Raw genomic sequence first — 18,434 nt, 5'->3', positions numbered from 1 at the left:
CCGTGACGCCCTCGGCTCAGCGCTGGCGAGCCTTGAAGCGCGGGTTCGACTTGCAGATCACGAAGATCTTGCCGCGACGACGGACGACCTTGCAGTCGCGGTGACGGGACTTGGCCGACTTCAGGGAAGACAGGACTTTCATTGCATACCTCGGCGTAAACGTGGATTCGGTTGGAGCGCGGCCGCGATATGCAGACGACAATCGGCAGGTGACGCTCGTTCAAGCCCGCCATTCTACCGGGCTTTTTTCCATCCTTTCAAGTGGTTGCACCAAAAAGGTCTCGGCAGCGGTCGGGCAGGGGCTAGAATGGGGGGTCAAATCCACAGGGAAACCCATGAATCAGCTACCTCCCGTGCTCACCATCGACGGCCCGTCCGGGGCCGGCAAGGGGACCGTAAGCCGCATTGTCGCATCCCGGCTGGGCTGGCACTACCTGGATTCGGGCGCCCTGTACCGGGCCGTGGGGGTGGCCGCGAGCTGGGCCGATATCGACACCTCGGACGCCTCCGCGCTGGTCCGGTGCACCTTCGACACCCATGTGCGCTTCGTCGAGGCGGCCGACGGGGGGCTGCGTGTCATCGTCAATGAGACCGACGCCACCGACGAGCTGCGCCTGGAAACCACCGGCGCCCTGGCCTCGGCCATTGCCGCCATCCCCGAGGTCCGCGCCGCGCTGAAGGAGCGCCAGCGCGCATTCAGGGTTCTGCCGGGCCTGGTTGCCGACGGCCGCGACATGGGCACCGTGATCTTCCCGGATGCCCCATTCAAGGTCTTCCTGACCGCCAGTGCCGAGGAGCGGGCCGGGCGCCGGCATAACCAGTTGAAAGACAAGGGGGTTTCTGTTAACTTTGATGACCTCCTGCGCGAGATCATGGCCCGCGACGCCCGTGATGCACAGCGCACAGTGGCGCCCCTGAAGCCGGCAGATGATGCCGTCGTCATCGACACCAGTGGTATCGGCATCGACACCGTCGTTGCCAAGGTACTGGATCTGCTTCCGGTTTCGGGTGCCTGATCCGTGGCAAGGAGGCCGTCAATCCATCGGCGGCAGTCGCACCAATGCAAGGCAACACAAGCTCCGTCCCGCAATGATGCGTGGCGGTTTTCCTACTTAACACACGACTCGCGTTACCGGGGTCGACCAACAGGCGGGCAGTAAAAGGGAACCGTTCCGGAACCCATGCCCATGTGTCCAACAGAGTAAATCTAATGACCGAATCATTTGCCGAACTGTTTGAAGCCAGCCAGGCCAATCTGGCCAAGCTGAAGCCGGGCGCCATCGTCAGCGGTGTTGTCGTTGAAGTCCGCGGCGACGTCGTGGTGATCAACGCCGGCCTGAAGTCCGAAGGCATCGTGCCGATCGAACAGTTCCGTAACGACGCCGGCGAAATCGACGTTGCCGAAGGCGATGTCGTCAAGGTCGCCCTCGACTCGATCGAGAACGGCTTCGGTGAAACCGTCCTGTCGCGCGAGAAAGCCAAGCGCGCCATGGTGTGGGACGAGCTGGAAGAAGCCCTGGAAAAGAACGAAACCATCACCGGCCGCATCAGCGGCAAGGTCAAGGGTGGTTTCACCGTGGACATCAAGGATGTCCGCGCGTTCCTGCCCGGTTCGCTGGTGGATGTGCGCCCGGTGCGCGACCCGGCCTACCTGGAAGGCAAGGAGCTGGAATTCAAGCTCATCAAGCTGGACCGCAAGCGTAACAACGTCGTGGTCTCGCGCCGCGCTGTCGTCGAAAGCGAGCACTCGGAAGAGCGCGAGCAGCTGATGGACAAGCTGCAGGAAGGCGCGATCCTGAAGGGTGTCGTCAAGAACCTGACCGATTACGGCGCGTTCGTGGACCTGGGTGGCATCGACGGCCTGCTGCACATCACCGACATGGCCTGGAAGCGCGTGCGCCATCCGTCCGAAGTCGTCAACGTCGGCGACGAGCTGGACGTCCGCGTGCTGAAGTTCGACCGCGAGCGCAACCGCGTTTCGCTGGGCCTGAAGCAGCTGGGCGAGGATCCGTGGGACAACATCGCCCGCCGTTACCCGGCCAACAGCCGCGTGTTCGGCAAGGTCTCCAACGTCACCGATTACGGCGCGTTCGTCGAGATCGAGCCGGGCGTCGAAGGCCTGGTGCACGTTTCCGAGATGGATTGGACCAACAAGAACGTCAACCCGTCCAAGGTCGTGCAGGTCGGTGACGAAGTCGAAGTCATGGTCCTGGACGTCGACGAGGAGCGTCGCCGCATCTCGCTGGGCATGAAGCAGGTTGCCGCCAATCCGTGGGAAACCTTCGCTGCCATCCACAAGAAGGGCGACAAGGTGTCGGGCCAGATCAAGTCGATCACCGACTTCGGCATCTTCATCGGCCTGGACGGCGGTATCGACGGCCTGGTGCACCTGTCCGACATCAGCTGGAACACCACCGGCGAAGACGTGGTCCGCAACTTCAAGAAGGGCGACAACCTGGACGCCGTCGTCCTGGCCGTCGATCCGGAGCGCGAGCGCATCAGCCTGGGCGTCAAGCAGCTGGAGCAGGATCCGTTCGGTCAGTACATGGCTGCCAACCCGAAGGGTTCGAAGGTCGAAGGCGTGGTCAAGGAAGTGGACGCCAAGGGCGCTACCATCGAACTGGCTGACGGCATCGAAGGTTACGTCTCGGCTCGCGACGTTGCCAACGAGCGCGTCGACGACGCGACCCAGTTCCTGAAGGTCGGCGACAAGGTTGAAGCGAAGTTCGTGGGCATGGATCGCAAGGGTCGTACCCTGCAGCTGTCGATCAAGGCCAAGGACGACGCGGAAATGCGCGAAGTGCTGGAGGAATACCAGTCCTCTTCCGCTTCCAGCGGCACCACCCAGCTCGGTGCGCTGCTGCGCGCCCAGCTGAACGGCAACAAGTCCGAGTAATCGGGCCCCGCCGTAGCTGTAGTTTCCTGGGCGGCCCGGACACTTGTCCGGGCCGTTTCAGGGTTTGAGACCCTCGACGCGAGTCCGCAATGACCAAATCCGAGTTGATCGAAATCCTGGCGCGCCGACAGGCGCATCTGAAGTCGGACGATGTCGATCTGGCGGTGAAGTCGTTGCTGGAAATGATGGGCGGGGCGCTGGCCGGCGGGGATCGCATCGAGATCCGCGGGTTCGGCAGTTTTTCGCTGCACTACCGGCCGCCGAGGCTGGGGCGCAACCCCAAGACCGGGGAATCGGTCGCATTGCCGGGCAAGCATGTCCCGCATTTCAAGCCGGGCAAGGAACTGCGTGAGCGCGTCAGCGCCGTGGTACCGCTGGAAAGCGATCCTGCCTGAGCCACGTCATCCGCCAGTGCGGATGCACCCCTTGCATGGGTTCGGCTACTCTTGAACCCCAACGCATGCCTTCTTCTACTTTCTACGGACGTTGAGCGCCGATGGAATTTGTCTCCGAGTGGTTCTGGTTTTTCCTGTTCCTGCCGCTGGCAGCGGTGTCCGGCTGGGTGATCGGCCGGCGTGGTGGCCAGCGCCATGGCGACAACCAGGTCAGCCGTCTGTCCAGCACCTATTTCCGTGGCCTGAACTACCTGCTCAACGAGCAGCCTGACAAGGCCATCGAACTGTTCCTGCACATCGCCGAGCTGGACAAGGAAACCTTCGAGACCCAGGTCGCGCTGGGGCACCTGTTCCGCCGCCGTGGCGAGGTCGATCGTGCCATCCGGCTGCACCAGGGGCTGGTCAACCGCACCGACCTGAGCGACGCCCAGCGCGTCCAGGCGCTGCTGGCCCTGGGCGAGGACTACATGAAGTCCGGCCTGCTGGATCGCGCCGAGACCGTCTTTACCGAGCTGGCCCAGATCGACCAGCGCGCCCCGCAGGCGCTCAAGCACCTGATCGGCATCTACCAGGCCGAGCGCGACTGGGAAAAGGCGATCGACAACGCCACCCGTTACGAAGAGGTCACCGGCGAGCCCATGGGCAAGCTGGTCGGGCAGTTCGAATGCGAACTGGCTGAACGCTTCCGCGGCGCCGGCAAGATCGAGGAGGCGCGTGCGGCGATCGCGCGGGCCTACCAGGCCGACGCCATGTCGGTACGTGCCGGCATCATCGAAGGGCGCCTGGAAACCGACTCGGGGAACGCCGAAGCGGCCGTGCGCGCATTCGAACGTGCCGCCCGCAACGACCCCGAATACCTGCCCGAGGTGCTGCAGCCGTTGATGCAGAACTACCGCAAGGTCGGCGACCTCGGCGGCGCCCGCGCATTCCTGTCGGAAATGACCGAGCACTACCGCGGTATCGCGCCGGTGCTGGCCCTGACCCAGCTGATGGAAGAACAGGAAGGCGTCGCCCCGGCGCGCGCCTACCTGGGGCGCCAGCTGAAGGATCGTCCGTCGGTTCGCGGCGAGTCGGCCCTGATCGACCTGACCCTGGCCGAAGGGGCCGACTCCACCGCGACCCTGCACGACCTCAAGCACATCACCGACCAGCTGCTGGTCCGCAACCCGGCGTACCGCTGCACCCGCTGCGGCTTCGGCGCGCGCACCCACCACTGGCAATGCCCGAGCTGCAAGGAGTGGGGAACGGTCAAGCCGCTGCTGAACTACGCGGTGCTCTGACCCATGGCCCCTGCGTGGTGGATCGGAGCGGCGGCCGTGCTGGCCGTCGCGGCGGCGCTTACCGCGTGTGCCCGCCACTATGCGCTGCGGCGCAACCTGATGGACCAGCCCGGCGAACGCCGCAGCCACGGCGTGGCCACTCCGCGCGGCGGCGGCATCGCCATCGTCGTGACCCTGCTGCTGGCGGCACTGGTGGCCGCCATCGCCTGGCCCACGGCACGCATGCCGCTGCTGGTGTCTGCGCTGGGCCTGGTGCTGGTGGCCGGTATCGGCTGGTGGGATGACCATCGCCCGCTGCCGGCAGTGCGTCGGCTGCTGGTGCATCTGATCGCCGCCGCCCTGATCGCGGGCCTGGTCTGGAATGCCACCGGCAACGTCTGGCAGGCCGCGCTGGCCCTGCTATTCACGACATCGCTGATCAACATCTGGAACTTCATGGATGGGATCAACGGGATCGCGACCAGCCAGGCCATTCTGGCCGGTGTGGCCTTCTCCCTGGTGCTGCCCGGCCCCCTGGCCCTGGTCGGTATCGTGCTGGCGCTGGCCTGCCTGGGTTTTCTGCCGTTCAACTTCCCGCGCGCGCGGATTTTCATGGGCGATGTCGGCAGCGGGGCACTGGGCTACGCGGTCGCGGCGCTGGTCTGCCTGGCCAGCGTGACCACCTCCCTGTCCTGGTTGCTGCTGCTGGTGCCGCTGACCGCGTTCCTCGTGGACGCGGGCTTCACACTGCTCTCGCGCATGCTCTCGGGTCAGAGATGGATGGAGCCCCACACCCAGCATCTTTACCAGCGGGCCGTTAAAGGTGGTGCCACGCACACTTCGGTTACAGGGACGTACTTTGTTTTTGGTCTGTTCAGTATTACAGTGTTTAATGCTTGCACGTACTTGCAGCCGAGGTGGGAGGCTGCCGTTGCCATAGCGTGGATCTTCTGCGCGACTGGTCTTTGGCTGCTCCTGCGCAAGGGAATGCGCCACTAGAAGGATTGCCTGGTTTATGACGTCTTGGCTGGACCGCTTTACGAGCCTGCTTCCGCGTGCCGCCATCGTGGCCCACGATCTGTTCATGGTCTGGGCCTGCTGGCAGCTGCTGCATGCGGGCCGCTATTCGATGTTGGCGGACGCCCCTTCGCTGCCCCTGTGGAACATCGATACCACGCTGGTGCTGGCTATCCAGGCGGTGGTGTTCTGGCGCGTGGGCCTGTACCGCGGCCTGTGGCGGTTCGCCAGCGTGGCCGACCTGCTGCACATCTTCAAATCGAGTTTCATCGGCCTGCTGGCCATCGTCGTGGTGCTGGCGTACAAGCGCTTCGCCGGCGTCCCGATGTCGGTTCTGGTCATCTATCCGTTCGCGCTGTCGGCGCTGCTGGGCGCGCCGCGCCTGCTGTACCGGGCATGGAAGGACTACCAGGCGCTGCAGTCCGACGCCACCGCGCGCCGGGTGCTGATCCTGGGCGCCGGCCAGGCGGCCGAAGCCCTGGTCCGCGACCTGCGCCGTTCGGGCGATTTCGAGCCGGTAGGCCTGCTGGACGACGCCCAGCACCTGCAGGGCGCCAAGCTGCAGGGCCTGCCCATCCTCGGCACGCTCGATGACGCGGCCGCAGTGGCCCGCGAGACCGCCGCCAAGCTGCTGGTCATCGCCATTCCCTCGCTCGATGCAGCGGGCATGCAACGCGTGGTGGCGCTGTGCGAAAGCACCGGCGTACCGTTCCGGATGGTGCCCAAGCTCAATGACGTGCTGCTGGGGCATTCGCTGCCTGGCGAGCTGAAGGAAGTGGCCATCGAGGACCTGCTCGGGCGCAAACCGATCCTGCCGGACTGGTCCCTGATCCGTGGCTGGCTGGGCGGGCGCACCGTGCTGGTGACCGGCGCCGGTGGTTCGATCGGGTCCGAGCTGTGCCGCCAGTGCGCGCGGCACGGGGCAGGGCGGGTGGTGCTGCTTGAAATGAGCGAGCTGCTGCTGCTGACCATCGAGGCCGAACTCAAGCGCAGCTTTCCGGACCTGATGGTGGAAGCGGTGCTGGGCGACTGCGGCGACCCCGCCGTGATCCGCCATGCGCTGTCGCTGTCCAGCGTCGACGCGGTCTTCCACGCCGCCGCCTACAAGCAGGTGCCGGTGCTGGAACGCCAGCTGCGCGAAGCGGTGCGCAACAACATCCTGTCCACCGAGACGGTGGCGCGCGCCTGCGTGGAAGCGCGCATCGAACATTTCGTGTTCATCTCCACCGACAAGGCCGTCGACCCGGTCAACGCGCTCGGCGCCAGCAAGCGCTATGCGGAGATGATCTGCCAGAGCCTGGACCAGAAGACCAGCCATACCCGTTTCGTGACCGTGCGCTTCGGCAACGTGCTGGCCTCGGCCGGCAGCGTGGTCCCGGTGTTCCGCGAGCAGATCCTCAAGGGCGGTCCGGTCACGGTCACCGACCCGGAGGTGACCCGGTACTTCATGACCATTCCCGAGGCCTGCCAGTTGATCCTGCAGGCCGCGGCATCGGCGTCGCACGGTGCGATCTATACCCTGGACATGGGCGAGCCGGTGCCGATCCGGGTGCTGGCCGAACAGATGATCCGCCTGGCCGGCAAACAGCCGTACAAGGACATCGCCATCGTCTACACCGGCCTGCGCCCCGGCGAGAAGCTGCACGAAACCCTGTTCTATTCGGACGAGGACTATCGCCCGACCGCGCATCCCAAGATTTTGGAAGCCGGCGTGCGCACCTTTGCGCGCGACCAGGTGCTGGGCAACGTACCGCGCCTGCGCGAAGCGATCGCCAATTACGATACCGACGCCATCAACAGCATCCTGTTCGCGACCATGCCGGAATTTGCGCCATTGCAACAGGAATCTCACGTCGAGTCGGCTAACGTGGTGCCCTTTCCGGCACGAGAGGCCAACAGGCTGTGACGAACAAGCGCATTCGCAAGGCGGTATTCCCGGTAGCGGGACTGGGCACCCGGTTCCTTCCCGCGACCAAGACGGTTCCCAAGGAAATGCTGCCGATCATCGATCGGCCGCTGATCCAGTACGCCGTCGATGAAGCGATCGAAGCGGGGTGCGACACCCTGATCTTCGTCACCAACCGCTACAAGCATGCGGTGGCTGACTACTTCGACAAGGCCTACGAACTCGAGCAGAAGCTGGAGCGGGCGGGCAAGACCGAGTTGCTGGAGCTGGTGCGCAACGTGCTGCCGGAAGGCGTGCGCGCGGTCTTCGTCACCCAGACCGAAGCGCTGGGGCTGGGCCACGCGGTGCTGTGCGCGAAATCGGTGGTCGGTGACGAGCCGTTCGCGGTGCTGCTGCCGGACGACCTGATCTGGAACCGCGGCGACGGCGCGCTCAAGCAGATGGCCGATCTCAATGCGGCCACCGGTGCCAGCGTGATCGCGGTCGAAGACGTGCCGCACGAGAACACCGCAAGCTACGGCATCGTGGCGACCGAAGCGTTCGACGGCCGCAAGGGCCGCATCTCGCAGATCGTGGAGAAGCCGAAGCCGGAGGACGCGCCGAGCGACCTGGCCGTGGTGGGCCGTTACGTGCTCGACCCGAAGATCTTCGGCCTGCTTGAAGCCACCGGCCGCGGCGCTGGCGGTGAGATCCAGCTGACCGACGCGATTGCCGAGCTGCTGAAGTCCGACGAAGTCAATGCGTACCGCTTCGAAGGTACCCGTTTCGACTGCGGTACCCATCTGGGACTGGTCGAGGCGACGATCCGCTTCGCGCTCGAGAACAAGAAGCTGGCCAAGCCCGCCCGCGAGAAGCTGACGCAGATGCTGGCCGAGGATTGATCGCGAAGGCGGTCAATCGGTGAAAAAAAGGGCGGCCTGATGGCCGCCCTTTTTCGTAGCGCCGGCCGTTGGCCGGCCCTCATTACCGCCTGGGCCGACCAACGGTCGGCGCTACCGGGCGCGGAAACGGCCACCGACCAACGGTCGGTGGCTACCGGCGCCGCATTACAGCGATTCGAAGATGCCCGCTGCGCCCATGCCGGTGCCGATGCACATGGTGACCATGCCGTACTTCTGCTGGCGACGGCGCAGGCCGTGCAGCAGGGTGGCGGTGCGGATCGCGCCGGTCGCGCCCAGCGGGTGGCCCAGGGCGATGGCGCCGCCCAGCGGGTTGACCTTCGACGGGTCCAGGCCGCAATCGCGGATCACCGCCAGCGACTGCGCGGCGAAGGCTTCGTTGAGCTCGATCCAGTCCAGCTGGTCTTGGCTCAGGCCGGCCTGCTTCAGCGCCTTGGGAATCGCGGCGATCGGGCCGATGCCCATCACTTCCGGGCGCACGCCGGCGACCGAGAAGCTGACGAAGCGGGCCAGCGGCTTCAGGCCGTAGTCCTTCACCGCCTGCTCCGACGCCAGCAGCACCGCGCCGGCGCCGTCGCTCATCTGCGAGGAGTTGCCGGCGGTCACGGTGCCGCCGAACTGGCCGTTGCGGAACACCGGGCGCAGCTTGGCCAGGCCTTCGGCCGACGAATCCGGACGCGGGCCTTCGTCGGTGTCGACGATGCGGTCGCGGGTGATGATGCGGCGGCCGTCGGCCAGGTCGGGCTGGCGGGTGCGCACGTCGTAGGGACTGATCTCATCCTTGAACTCGCCGTTCTGGATCGCGGCGATGGCCTTCTGGTGCGACGCCAGCGCGAAGGCGTCCTGCTCTTCGCGCGAGACCTTCCATTCCTCGGCAACCTTCTCGGCGGTGATGCCCATGCCGTAGGCGATGGCCACGTGGTCGTTGTCGAACACGCTCGGGGCCATGGCGATCTTGTTGCCCATCATCGGCACCATCGACATCGACTCGGTGCCGCCGGCCAGCATCAGGTCGGCATTGCCCAGGCGGATCTGGTCGGCCGCCATCGCCACGGCCTGCAGGCCGGACGAGCAGAAACGGTTCACCGTCTGCGCGGCGATGGTATCGGGCAGGCCGGCCAGCAGCACGCCGATGCGCGCCACGTTCATGCCCTGCTCGGCTTCGGGCATGGCGCAGCCGATGATGGCATCGTCGATGCGGTTGACGTCGATCCCCGGTGCCTGCGCGACCACGGACCTGAGCACGTGGGCCAGCATGTCGTCGGGACGGGTATTGCGGAACACGCCCTTGGGCGCCTTGCCAACCGGGGTGCGGGTGGCGGCGACGATGTAGGCGTCCTGGATTTGCTTGGTCATTGCAATGATCTCTTCAATTAGGGGACAGGCGTGCCGACCAACGGTCGGCACCTACCGGGCGCGCAATCAATTGCGCAGCGGCTTGCCGGTCTTGAGCATGTGCGCGATGCGGGCCTGGGTCTTTTCCTGCTGGGCCAGTTCGACGAAGTGCTTGCGCTCCAGGGTCAGCAGCCACTCTTCGTCGACCAGCGTGCCGCGGTCCACTTCGCCACCACACAGCACGGTGGCGATGCGCACGGCGATCTCGTAGTCGTACGGGCTGATGAAGCGGCCTTCCAGCATGTTGACCAGCATCATCTTGAAGGTGGCGATGCCCACGTCACCGGCCACCTGGATGCGGCGGGCCGGCATCGGCGGACGGTAGCCGCCTTCGGCCAGCGCCTGCACTTCGGCCTTGGCGATGTGCAGCGCTTCGAAGCTGTTGAACACCACCTTGTCGGTGGCGCGCATCAGGCCCAGTTCCTTGGCGTTGACCGCCGAGTTGGAGACCTTGGCCATGGCCACGGTTTCGAAGGTCTTCTTCAGTTCGGCGAACACATCACCGCCCGGGCCGGCGGCTTGGGAGGCGCGCACTGCCAGTTCCTTCAGGCCACCACCGGCCGGCAGCAGGCCGACGCCGGCTTCGACCAGGCCGATGTAGCTTTCCAGTGCGGCCACGCTCTTGGCGCTGTGCATCTGGAACTCGCAGCCGCCACCGAGGGCCAGGCCGCGCACCGCGGTCACCACCGGCACCAGCGCGTACTTGATGGCCTGGCTGGTGCGCTGGAAGTTGTGCACCATTTCTTCGAACTGGTCGACCTTGCCGGCCTGCAGCAGGCCGAGCGCGCCGGCCAGGTCGGCACCGGCGGAGAAGGGTTCCTTCTGCTGCCAGATCACCAGGCCCTTGAAGCCCTGCTCAGCGCGCTTGATCGCTTCCTGCAGGCCGTTGAGCACGTGGTCGGACACGGTGTTCATCTTGGTCTTGAAGCTGACCACGGCAATGCCGTCGCCATCGTGCCACATGCGCACGCCGTCGTTCTCGAACACAGTTTCGCCCGGGCTGAAGGTCTCGCCCAGCAGCGGATCCGGGAAGCGCTGGCGCTGGTACACCGGCAGCGCCGAACGCGGCAGCTTGGCGTTGCGGGTCGGGCTGTAGCTGCCCTCGGCGGCGTGCACGCCGTCGCGGCCGTCGAACACCCAGTCCGGCAGCGGGGCGTTGCTCATGCTCTTGCCGGCGACGATGTCATCGGCGATCCACTGCGCGACCTGCTTCCAGCCGGCAGCCTGCCAGGTTTCGAACGGGCCCAGCGACCAGCCGTAGCCCCAGCGGATGGCCAGGTCGACGTCGCGCGCGGTTTCGGCGATGTCGGCCAGGTGGTAGGCGCTGTAGTGGAACAGGTCGCGGAAGGTCGCCCATAGGAACTGCGCCTGCGGGTGCTGGCTTTCGCGCAGCTTGGCGAACTTTTCGGCCGGGTTTTTGATCTTCAGGATCTCGACCACTTCCGGGGCCGCGGTGCGGTCGGCAGGGCGGTAGTCCTGCTTCTCCAGGTCCAGCACCACGATGTCCTTGCCGACCTTGCGGAAGATGCCGGCGCCGGTCTTCTGGCCCAGCGCGCCCTTGGCGATCAGCGCGTCCAGCCACTTCGGCGAGGCGAAGTACTGGTGCCACGGGTCGTTGGGCAGGGTGTCGCCCATGGTCTTGATGACGTGGGCCATGGTGTCCAGGCCGACCACGTCCGAGGTGCGGTAAGTCGCTGACTTCGGGCGGCCGACCAGCGGTCCGGTCAGGCCATCGACTTCATCGAAGCCCAGGCCGAACTGCTGGGTGTGGAAGATGGTGGACAGGATCGAGAACACGCCGATGCGGTTGCCGATGAAGTTCGGGGTGTCCTTGGCATACACCACGCCCTTGCCGAGGGTGGTGACCAGGAAGCTCTCCAGCCCCTCCAGCACGGCGGCGTCGGTGGTGGTGGCCGGGATCAGCTCGGCCAGGTGCATGTAGCGCGGCGGGTTGAAGAAGTGCACGCCGCAGAAGCGGTGGCGCAGCTGTTCGGGCAGCACGTCGGCGAGCTTGTTGATGCCCAGGCCGGAGGTATTCGAGGCCAGTACGGCATGGTCGGCCACGAACGGCGCGATCTTCTTGTACAGGTCCTGCTTCCAGTCCATCCGCTCGGCGATGGCTTCGATGATCAGGTCGCAGTCGCGCAGCTGTTCCAGGCCGCTGCTGTCATCCGGCGTGCCATAGTTGGCCGGGGTGATCGCTTCGGCGTACGACTTGCTGGCCAGCGGGGCAGGGCTGAGCTTGCCGAGATTGGCGATGGCCTTCAGGACGATGCCGTCGGCAGGACCTTCCTTGGCGGGCAGGTCGAACAGCACGGTGTCGACGCCGGCATTGGTCAGGTGGGCGGCAATCTGGGCACCCATGACGCCGGCACCCAGCACGGCGGCACGGCGGACTGGCAGGGAATTGGACATGTCGATAAGCCTTTGTTGGTCGTTGCAAGCAGCCAGGCAGGGCCGGGCTCTACGGGGTGGAAGGAGATTCAACAGCTGGGAAGGACGGTGCAGGGCCGGTCGCCGCGCTGGCGCGGAACCCGGCCTCGGCGAAATGGATGAGCTCCTGGGCCGCATGCGCACGATGCGCCGCTTCGGTGACACCGGCGGGACGCTTGATCAGGCCGAAGTCGGCCATTGCATAGGTGAGCGCGCCGGCAAGGAAATCCAGTCGCCAGTACAACTCCTCCTTGCTCAGGCCGGGCACGCAGGCCGCGATCGCCTTGCCGAACTCACGCAGCACGTGGCCGTAGTGGTCGGACAGGAACTTGCGCAGGTTGTCATTCTTTTCCGCGTAGGCGCGGGCGATGACCCGCACGAACGCACCGCCGGTCTGGCGGTCCTGGGCCATGGCCAGGGCCGGTTCGACGAAGGCGGCCAGGACCGGCCGCAATTCACCGGGATGTCCACGCCGGGCGAGCTCCAGCTGGGACAGCCGGGCGGCGGTCATCTCGTCCATGCGGCGGCGGAACACCTCGTTGACCAGGTTTTCCTTGGACCCGAAGTGGTAGTTGACCGCGGCGATGTTCACGTCCGCCTGGCTGGTCACCTGGCGCAGCGAGGTCCCGGCGAACCCGTGCAGGGCGAACAGCTCCTCGGCGGCGCCGAGAATGCGGTCCTTGGTGGAAAAGTGGGCGGGCTTGGCCATGGGCGGGGCAGGGTTCAATCAAACGATTGTTTGATATTAGTCCCGGTCGCCGGCAGAGGCATGCTGCGCCGCAGCACGCAAAGGCAACCGTTCACGTAGCGCCACGCCCTGCGTGGCGGTCCGGATCCTGAACGCAGCGCACACCCCGCCGGCCGCCCGCGCCCACGGACACCATGGCATCACGCCCCGCGACCCTGTAGAATCCCCACCACGTATATAGGCTAAGCCCGCGTTTTGACGCGGGTTTTTTTCATGTTACTCTCGGGCCGATCAGTGGCCCGCCCAACGGAGAACTTCCCATGGCGCTGGAGCGCACCCTTTCCATCATCAAGCCGGACGCCGTCGCCAAGAACGTCATCGGCGAAATCTACGCCCGCTTCGAAAAGGCTGGCCTGAAGGTCGTGGCCGCCAAGTACAAGCAGCTGTCGCGCCGCGAAGCCGAAGGCTTCTACGCCGTGCACCGCGAGCGTCCGTTCTTCAACGCGCTGGTCGAGTTCATGATCTCCGGCCCGGTGATGATCCAGGCGCTGGAAGGCGAGAACGCCGTGCTGGCCCACCGCGACCTGCTGGGCGCCACCAATCCGAAGGACGCTGCGCCGGGTACCATCCGCGCCGACTTCGCCGATTCCATCGATGCCAATGCCGCCCACGGCTCGGACTCGGTCGAGAATGCCGCGATTGAAATCGCGTACTTCTTCGCCGCGACCGAAGTGGTCTCGCGCTGAGAGTAATGCCGTGAACGAGGTCGTACAGCCCACCGCCATCCCCATCGTGCTCGCCGAAGGCGCGCCGGTGGCCAAGCAGAACCTGCTCGACCTCGATCGCGAGGGCCTGGAGCGCTTCTTCGCCGAGACCCTCGGCGAAGCGCGCTACCGTGCCCACCAGGTAATGAAGTGGATCCACCACCACTACGTCACCGACTTCGATGAAATGACCGACCTGGGCAAGGCGCTGCGCAGCAAGCTGAAGCAGCATGCCGAGGTCCGCGTTCCGAACATCGTGTTCGACAAGCCCTCGGCCGACGGCACCCACAAGTGGCTGCTGGCCATGGGTACCGACGGCAAGAACGCGATCGAAGCGGTGTACATCCCGGACAAGAACCGCGGCACGCTGTGCGTGTCCTCGCAGGTCGGCTGTGCGCTGAACTGCACCTTCTGTTCGACGGCCACCCAGGGCTTCAACCGCAACCTGTCCACCGCCGAGATCATCGGCCAGGTGTGGGTGGCTGCGCGCCACCTGGGCAACATCCCGCACAAGCAGCGTCGCCTCACCAACGTGGTGATGATGGGCATGGGCGAGCCGTTGATGAATTTCGACAACGTCGTGCGCGCCATGAACGTGATGCGCGACGACCTTGGCTACGGCCTGGCCAACAAGCGCGTGACCCTGTCGACCTCCGGCCTGGTGCCGCAGATCGACCGCCTGTCGGCCGAAAGCGATGTGTCGCTGGCGGTGTCGCTGCATGCGCCGAACGATGCGCTGCGCGAGACCCTGGTGCCGCTCAACAAGAAGTACCCCATCGTCGAATTGATGGCGTCGTGCGCGCGCTACCTGCGTGCCAACAAGCGCCGTGAATCGGTGACGTTCGAATACACCCTGATGAAGGGCATCAACGACCAGCCCGAGCACGCCCGCCAGCTGGCGCGGCTTATGCGCCAGTTCGACAACGCGGTGCAGGCCGCGCACTCGGGCAAGGTCAACCTGATTCCGTTCAATCCGTTCCCGGGCACGCGCTACGAGCGTTCCGGGGATGCCGAGATCCGCGCGTTCCAGAAGATCCTGCTCGATTCGCAGGTCCTGACCATGGTGCGGCGTACCCGCGGCGACGACATCGACGCCGCCTGTGGCCAGCTCAAGGGCCAGGTCATGGACCGCACGCGTCGCCAGGCCGAGTTCAACAAGACGCTCCAGGACGGGAAAAACCGGGATGCCGCTGCCTGACCTTCGATTGCCAGCCGTTGTTTTCGTCGCGCTGGCAATTGCCGGCTGTGGCAGCAAGGGTGTCAAACCCATGAGCGCACCCCTGGGGGTCGCACCGGAGTACGTGGCCCGCGACAGCGCCGACACCCGGCGCCGGGTCAACTACCAGGACCAGCTCACGCTGGCGGCGGAAGCGCTGCGCAGCGGGCAGTCCGAGATGGCCGAGAAGCGCGCGAAGAACGCGCTCAAGCTGGAGCCGGGACGGCCCGATGCCTACGTGCTGCTGGCGGCGCTGGCGACCCAGCGCGGCGCGACCGCCGAGGCCGGCCCGCTGTTCCAGAAGGCGGCCGAGCTGGCCCCGAACGACGGCAATGTGCTCAACAACTATGGTGCCTGGCTATGCGGCCAGGCCCGCTACGCAGAGGCGTTGACCTTCTTCGATCGCGCCGTGGCCGCGCCGGGCTATCGCACCCCGGGCGCCGCGCTCGCCAATGCCGGTGGCTGTGCACTGGATGCCGGGCAGCCCGAGCGCGCGGCGCGCGACCTGCGCCGGGCGCTGGCGCTGGATCCGGCCAACCCGTATGCGCTCGAATCGATGGCCCGCAGCGAGTACGCCCAGGCCCGCTATTTCGAGGCCCGGGCCTTCGTGCAACGGCGTCTGTCGGCTGCACCGGCCACGCGTTCCGTGTTACAACTTGCCTCTCAGATCGAGGCGCAGCTTGGTGACACAGTGGCATCCGGTCGCTATCTGCAGCGAATTCGCGAAGAATTTCCGCAGGATGCGGCTCCTAAATCCCGGGGTTGAAGCATTGTGATTGATGACCAGACTGTGAGCGCACTTGATACCGCGGCCGGCTGTGGGGCCCGCCTCCGCCAGGCGCGTGAAGCGGCAGGGCTGACGCTCGAGGAAGTAGGGCAGACCCTGCGCATGCCGGTGCAGGTGGTGAAGTCGCTGGAGGCCGAGCAGTGGGACCGCCTGGGCGCGCCGGTGTTCGTCCGCGGCCAGCTGAAGAGCTATGCGCGCCTGCTCAAGGTCGACCTGGGTGAAGTGCTGGACCAGTCCCGGATCGGACCGGTGGTGCCGCCGCAACTTGTCAGTCACACGCACACCCCGCGGGCACGGCGTATTGCCGAAAGCCTGGGGCGTCGCGCCCTGTACGTGGGTATCACCGCAGTACTGGCGGTGCCGGTCTGGTTTGCCACCCGCGGCCATTTCGACGGTACCGCGCCGACGCCCAACACCGCGTCGCTGGACGTGATTCCGGCAGCGGTTCCGGTTGCCGGTTCGGATGCGCCGGCCACCCAGCCAGCGAATACCGCAGCGCCCGCCGCTGCGCCGGCCACCCCGTCGGCCCCGTACCTGGCTTCGCTGACCCCGGTGCCGCGGCCGAATGCCCCCGCGCCGGCGCCGGCGGGTGCGTTGAGCCTGCAGTTCAAGGGCGACAGCTGGGTGGACATTGCCGCGCCGGATGGCAGTACCGTGGAAAAGGCCCTGGTCAAATCGGGCGAAACCCGCACGTTCAGCCCCGGCCAGGTGGCCCGCATGGTGCTGGGCAACGCGTCGGCGGTCGAGGTTCAGCAGGCCGGCACTATCGTCGACCTTTCACCGTACCAGCGAGCCAACGTGGCACGCTTTACGGTATCCTCTGACGGCTCCGTGGCTCCGGTTTCACACTGAGCCGCGTTTCTACTGTTTCGACAGTCCAATTCAAACAGTCCCTCCTGACCGGCAGGGGCGAGAGTACGCATGGCGATCGACGACCTGCTCGACGAGCACGAACAAAGTGAACGCGTCCGCAGCTGGCTGCGGAACAACGGTGTGAGCATCATTGCCGGCGTGGCCATCGCCATCGGCGGCATTGCCGGCTGGCAGTGGTGGCAGAAGGAGCAGGGCAGTCACCTGACCGGCGCCAACGCGCAGTATCAGGCGGTGCTCAAGCAGCTCGAGGACAACAAGCTGGATGAAGCGGCCAAGGGCGTGAAGGATCTGGATGGCACCAAGGCCAAGATCTACGCCGACCTGGCGGCACTGCAGCTGGCCAAGGCGCAGGTCGAGGCCGGCAAGAATGAAGAGGCGCTGGCGACCCTGCGCGCGATCGACGCCGACCCCGCGTTCAAGCCTGCGATCAACCAGCGCATCGCGCGCCTGCTGATCGCCACCGGCAAGCACGATGAAGCCATCAAGCTGCTCGGCGATGCGACCGACAGCGCCAGCCTGGAGATCCATGGCGACGCGCTGATCGCATCGGGCAAGCGTGACGAGGCCCGTGGGCTGTATGAGAAGGCGCTCAAGACGCTGGACGTGGCAGCGCCGCAGCGGCGCGTCCTGGAAACCAAGGTGATGGATGCCGGTGGCACCGTCGCCGACCCCGCGGAGTCGGTGTAATGAAACAGATGGTCATGATCAAGCGCGTTGCCACCCTGGTCCTGATGGGCGTGGCGCTGTCCGGCTGCAGCACCGTCAAGGGCTGGTTCGCGGGCAAGGACGCAGAGGCCAAGAAGGCACTGGAACCGGCGGAGCTGGTCAAGTTCGAGCCGACCGTCAAGGTCGACCGGGTCTGGAGCACCAACCTGGGCAAGGGCGAGAAGCGCATCGGCGTGCGCCAGGGGCCGGTCGTGGCCGACGGCCGCGTATACGCGGCGGCGATCACCGGTGGCGTGCATGCGCTGGACCTGCAGACCGGCAAGACCGTGTGGACCTATGAACCGGCCAAGGTCAAGAAGCAGCCGAAGCTGCGCCTGTCCGGTGGGCCGGGCGTGGGCGACGGCCTGGTCGTGATCGGCACGCTGGACGGCCAGGTAATCGCACTGGATGCCAACGATGGCACCGAAAAGTGGCGCGCCAAGGTCCCCGGCGAAGTGATTTCCGCCCCGGCCGTGGGCCAGGGCATCGTGTTCGTGCGCAGCAACGACGGCCGGGTGACCGCCTTCGATGCCGGCAACGGCACCCAGAAGTGGTTCAACCCGCGTGAGCTGCCCGCGCTGACCGTGCGCGGCAACGCGCCGGTGGTGGCGGGCCCCGGCGTGCTGTTCATCGGCAATGACGATGGCAGCGTCTCGGCGCTGGGGATGCAGGACGGCCGCACCGTGTGGGACCAGATGGTCGCCAACGGCGAAGGCCGCACCGAGCTGGAGCGCATGTCCGACGTGGACGGCGCCCCGGTGCTGGAAGGCAACACCCTGTTCGTGAGCAGCTTCAAGAACCAGACCATGGCGATCGAAGGCCCGACCGGCCGTCCGCTGTGGGCGCGCGATCACGGTGGCGCCGGTGGCGTCGCCCTGACCTCGGGCAATGTGTTCGTCACCGACAACAAGGGTGGCGTGTTCGGGCTGGACAAGGCCAGTGGCACCGCCATGTGGTCGCAGACCGGGCTGGCCCGCCGCTCGCTGACCGGGCCGGTGGTGCAGGGCGATTACGTTGTAGTCGGTGACTACAAGGGCTACCTGCACTGGCTGCGCACGGACAACGGCGAGTTCGCCGGGCGCGCCAAGAGTGGCGGCGATGCCCTGCTGGCGCAGCCAGTGGTCGCCGATGGGATTCTGCTGGTGCAGAACGTTGATGGAAAGCTGACCGCATTCCGGTTGGCAAAATAAGGAGTTACCGC

At 66.0% G+C, this 18,434-nt stretch carries 17 protein-coding genes; 13 read left to right on the top strand and 4 right to left on the bottom strand.

Features of this window, described 5'->3' with window-relative positions; translation table 11 throughout:
* Positions 1–16 precede the first annotated feature (16 nt).
* The gene (ykgO, locus tag RWO33_RS03430; RefSeq protein ID WP_017355593.1) at positions 17–142 is read right to left on the bottom strand and encodes a type B 50S ribosomal protein L36; all 126 of its coding nucleotides are present in this window, start codon (positions 140–142) and stop codon (positions 17–19) included.
* Positions 143–335: 193 nt separating this feature from the next.
* Here ykgO and cmk point away from each other — a divergent pair, with 193 nt between their 5' ends.
* The 7 genes from cmk (at position 336) to galU (ending at position 8,354) form a co-directional block, all read left to right on the top strand.
* The gene (cmk, locus tag RWO33_RS03425; protein ID WP_145477869.1) at positions 336–1,016 is read left to right on the top strand and encodes a (d)CMP kinase; all 681 of its coding nucleotides are present in this window, start codon (positions 336–338) and stop codon (positions 1,014–1,016) included.
* A gap of 194 nt (positions 1,017–1,210) precedes the next feature.
* Entirely contained in the window at positions 1,211–2,896 is a 1,686-nt protein-coding gene (gene rpsA / locus RWO33_RS03420; RefSeq protein WP_070209366.1) for a 30S ribosomal protein S1, read from the top strand.
* 89 nt (positions 2,897–2,985) lie between these two features.
* Complete coding sequence (locus RWO33_RS03415; protein ID WP_017355596.1) at positions 2,986–3,291, top strand: integration host factor subunit beta; 306 nt, start codon at positions 2,986–2,988, stop codon at positions 3,289–3,291.
* Positions 3,292–3,392: 101 nt separating this feature from the next.
* On the top strand, positions 3,393–4,571 hold the full coding sequence (gene lapB / locus RWO33_RS03410) for a lipopolysaccharide assembly protein LapB (RefSeq protein WP_145477868.1): 1,179 nt from the start codon (positions 3,393–3,395) through the stop codon (positions 4,569–4,571).
* A 3-nt stretch (positions 4,572–4,574) separates the two neighbouring features.
* Positions 4,575–5,549 (top strand): glycosyltransferase family 4 protein, encoded by a 975-nt coding sequence (locus tag RWO33_RS03405; RefSeq protein WP_314101991.1) that lies wholly within the window; start codon positions 4,575–4,577, stop codon positions 5,547–5,549.
* A 16-nt stretch (positions 5,550–5,565) separates the two neighbouring features.
* Positions 5,566–7,473 carry a nucleoside-diphosphate sugar epimerase/dehydratase gene (locus RWO33_RS03400; protein ID WP_186308826.1) on the top strand — a complete coding sequence of 636 codons (1,908 nt, stop codon included), beginning with the start codon at positions 5,566–5,568 and terminating at the stop codon, positions 7,471–7,473.
* Positions 7,470–8,354 (top strand): UTP--glucose-1-phosphate uridylyltransferase GalU, encoded by an 885-nt coding sequence (gene galU / locus RWO33_RS03395; RefSeq protein ID WP_145477866.1) that lies wholly within the window; start codon positions 7,470–7,472, stop codon positions 8,352–8,354. Before RWO33_RS03400 ends, galU begins: the two co-directional genes overlap by 4 nt.
* Before the next feature lie 165 nt (positions 8,355–8,519).
* Here the strand turns inward: galU and RWO33_RS03390 are convergent, their stop codons facing one another.
* From RWO33_RS03390 to RWO33_RS03380, 3 genes are all read right to left on the bottom strand, one after another.
* Positions 8,520–9,728 (bottom strand): acetyl-CoA C-acyltransferase, encoded by a 1,209-nt coding sequence (locus RWO33_RS03390; protein ID WP_145477865.1) that lies wholly within the window; start codon positions 9,726–9,728, stop codon positions 8,520–8,522.
* Positions 9,729–9,794: 66 nt separating this feature from the next.
* Positions 9,795–12,182 (bottom strand): 3-hydroxyacyl-CoA dehydrogenase/enoyl-CoA hydratase family protein, encoded by a 2,388-nt coding sequence (locus RWO33_RS03385; RefSeq protein ID WP_314101988.1) that lies wholly within the window; start codon positions 12,180–12,182, stop codon positions 9,795–9,797.
* A gap of 49 nt (positions 12,183–12,231) precedes the next feature.
* Entirely contained in the window at positions 12,232–12,909 is a 678-nt protein-coding gene (locus RWO33_RS03380) for a TetR family transcriptional regulator (protein WP_145477863.1), read from the bottom strand.
* 299 nt (positions 12,910–13,208) lie between these two features.
* Between RWO33_RS03380 and ndk the strand changes: the two genes are divergently transcribed.
* The 6 genes from ndk (at position 13,209) to bamB (ending at position 18,423) form a co-directional block, all read left to right on the top strand.
* Complete coding sequence (ndk, locus tag RWO33_RS03375; RefSeq protein WP_145477862.1) at positions 13,209–13,634, top strand: nucleoside-diphosphate kinase; 426 nt, start codon at positions 13,209–13,211, stop codon at positions 13,632–13,634.
* 10 nt (positions 13,635–13,644) lie between these two features.
* The gene (gene rlmN, locus RWO33_RS03370) at positions 13,645–14,850 is read left to right on the top strand and encodes a 23S rRNA (adenine(2503)-C(2))-methyltransferase RlmN (RefSeq protein WP_145477861.1); all 1,206 of its coding nucleotides are present in this window, start codon (positions 13,645–13,647) and stop codon (positions 14,848–14,850) included.
* Positions 14,837–15,634, top strand: coding sequence for a type IV pilus biogenesis/stability protein PilW (pilW, locus tag RWO33_RS03365; RefSeq protein ID WP_145477860.1), 798 nt, complete (start codon positions 14,837–14,839; stop codon positions 15,632–15,634). Before rlmN ends, pilW begins: the two co-directional genes overlap by 14 nt.
* A gap of 6 nt (positions 15,635–15,640) precedes the next feature.
* Complete coding sequence (locus RWO33_RS03360; protein WP_145477859.1) at positions 15,641–16,507, top strand: RodZ domain-containing protein; 867 nt, start codon at positions 15,641–15,643, stop codon at positions 16,505–16,507.
* 69 nt (positions 16,508–16,576) lie between these two features.
* Entirely contained in the window at positions 16,577–17,215 is a 639-nt protein-coding gene (locus tag RWO33_RS03355) for a tetratricopeptide repeat protein (RefSeq protein WP_314101984.1), read from the top strand.
* Positions 17,215–18,423: an outer membrane protein assembly factor BamB gene (gene bamB, locus RWO33_RS03350; protein ID WP_314101982.1), complete on the top strand. Its 1,209-nt coding sequence runs from the start codon at positions 17,215–17,217 to the stop codon at positions 18,421–18,423. Before RWO33_RS03355 ends, bamB begins: the two co-directional genes overlap by 1 nt.
* The last annotated feature ends 11 nt before the right edge of the window (positions 18,424–18,434 follow it).

The sequence above is a fragment of the uncultured Stenotrophomonas sp. genome (genome assembly GCF_963519925.1).
Lineage (GTDB): Bacteria > Pseudomonadota > Gammaproteobacteria > Xanthomonadales > Xanthomonadaceae > Stenotrophomonas > Stenotrophomonas maltophilia_AE.
This window is presented reverse-complemented; position numbering and strand designations above follow the sequence as displayed.

Bases quoted from the DNA above. Each gene is read 5' to 3' on its own strand.
- rpsA (WP_070209366.1), top strand. From the start codon at position 1,211: ATGACCGAATCATTTGCCGAACTGTTTGAAGCCAGCCAGGCCAATCTG.
- pilW (WP_145477860.1), top strand. From the start codon at position 14,837: ATGCCGCTGCCTGACCTTCGATTGCCAGCCGTTGTTTTCGTCGCGCTG.
- RWO33_RS03400 (WP_186308826.1), top strand. From the start codon at position 5,566: ATGACGTCTTGGCTGGACCGCTTTACGAGCCTGCTTCCGCGTGCCGCC.
- cmk (WP_145477869.1), top strand. From the start codon at position 336: ATGAATCAGCTACCTCCCGTGCTCACCATCGACGGCCCGTCCGGGGCC.
- RWO33_RS03380 (WP_145477863.1), bottom strand. From the start codon at position 12,909: ATGGCCAAGCCCGCCCACTTTTCCACCAAGGACCGCATTCTCGGCGCC.
- ndk (WP_145477862.1), top strand. From the start codon at position 13,209: ATGGCGCTGGAGCGCACCCTTTCCATCATCAAGCCGGACGCCGTCGCC.
- ykgO (WP_017355593.1), bottom strand. From the start codon at position 142: ATGAAAGTCCTGTCTTCCCTGAAGTCGGCCAAGTCCCGTCACCGCGAC.
- bamB (WP_314101982.1), top strand. From the start codon at position 17,215: ATGAAACAGATGGTCATGATCAAGCGCGTTGCCACCCTGGTCCTGATG.
- RWO33_RS03385 (WP_314101988.1), bottom strand. From the start codon at position 12,182: ATGTCCAATTCCCTGCCAGTCCGCCGTGCCGCCGTGCTGGGTGCCGGC.
- RWO33_RS03415 (WP_017355596.1), top strand. From the start codon at position 2,986: ATGACCAAATCCGAGTTGATCGAAATCCTGGCGCGCCGACAGGCGCAT.
- RWO33_RS03355 (WP_314101984.1), top strand. From the start codon at position 16,577: ATGGCGATCGACGACCTGCTCGACGAGCACGAACAAAGTGAACGCGTC.
- lapB (WP_145477868.1), top strand. From the start codon at position 3,393: ATGGAATTTGTCTCCGAGTGGTTCTGGTTTTTCCTGTTCCTGCCGCTG.
- RWO33_RS03390 (WP_145477865.1), bottom strand. From the start codon at position 9,728: ATGACCAAGCAAATCCAGGACGCCTACATCGTCGCCGCCACCCGCACC.
- RWO33_RS03405 (WP_314101991.1), top strand. From the start codon at position 4,575: ATGGCCCCTGCGTGGTGGATCGGAGCGGCGGCCGTGCTGGCCGTCGCG.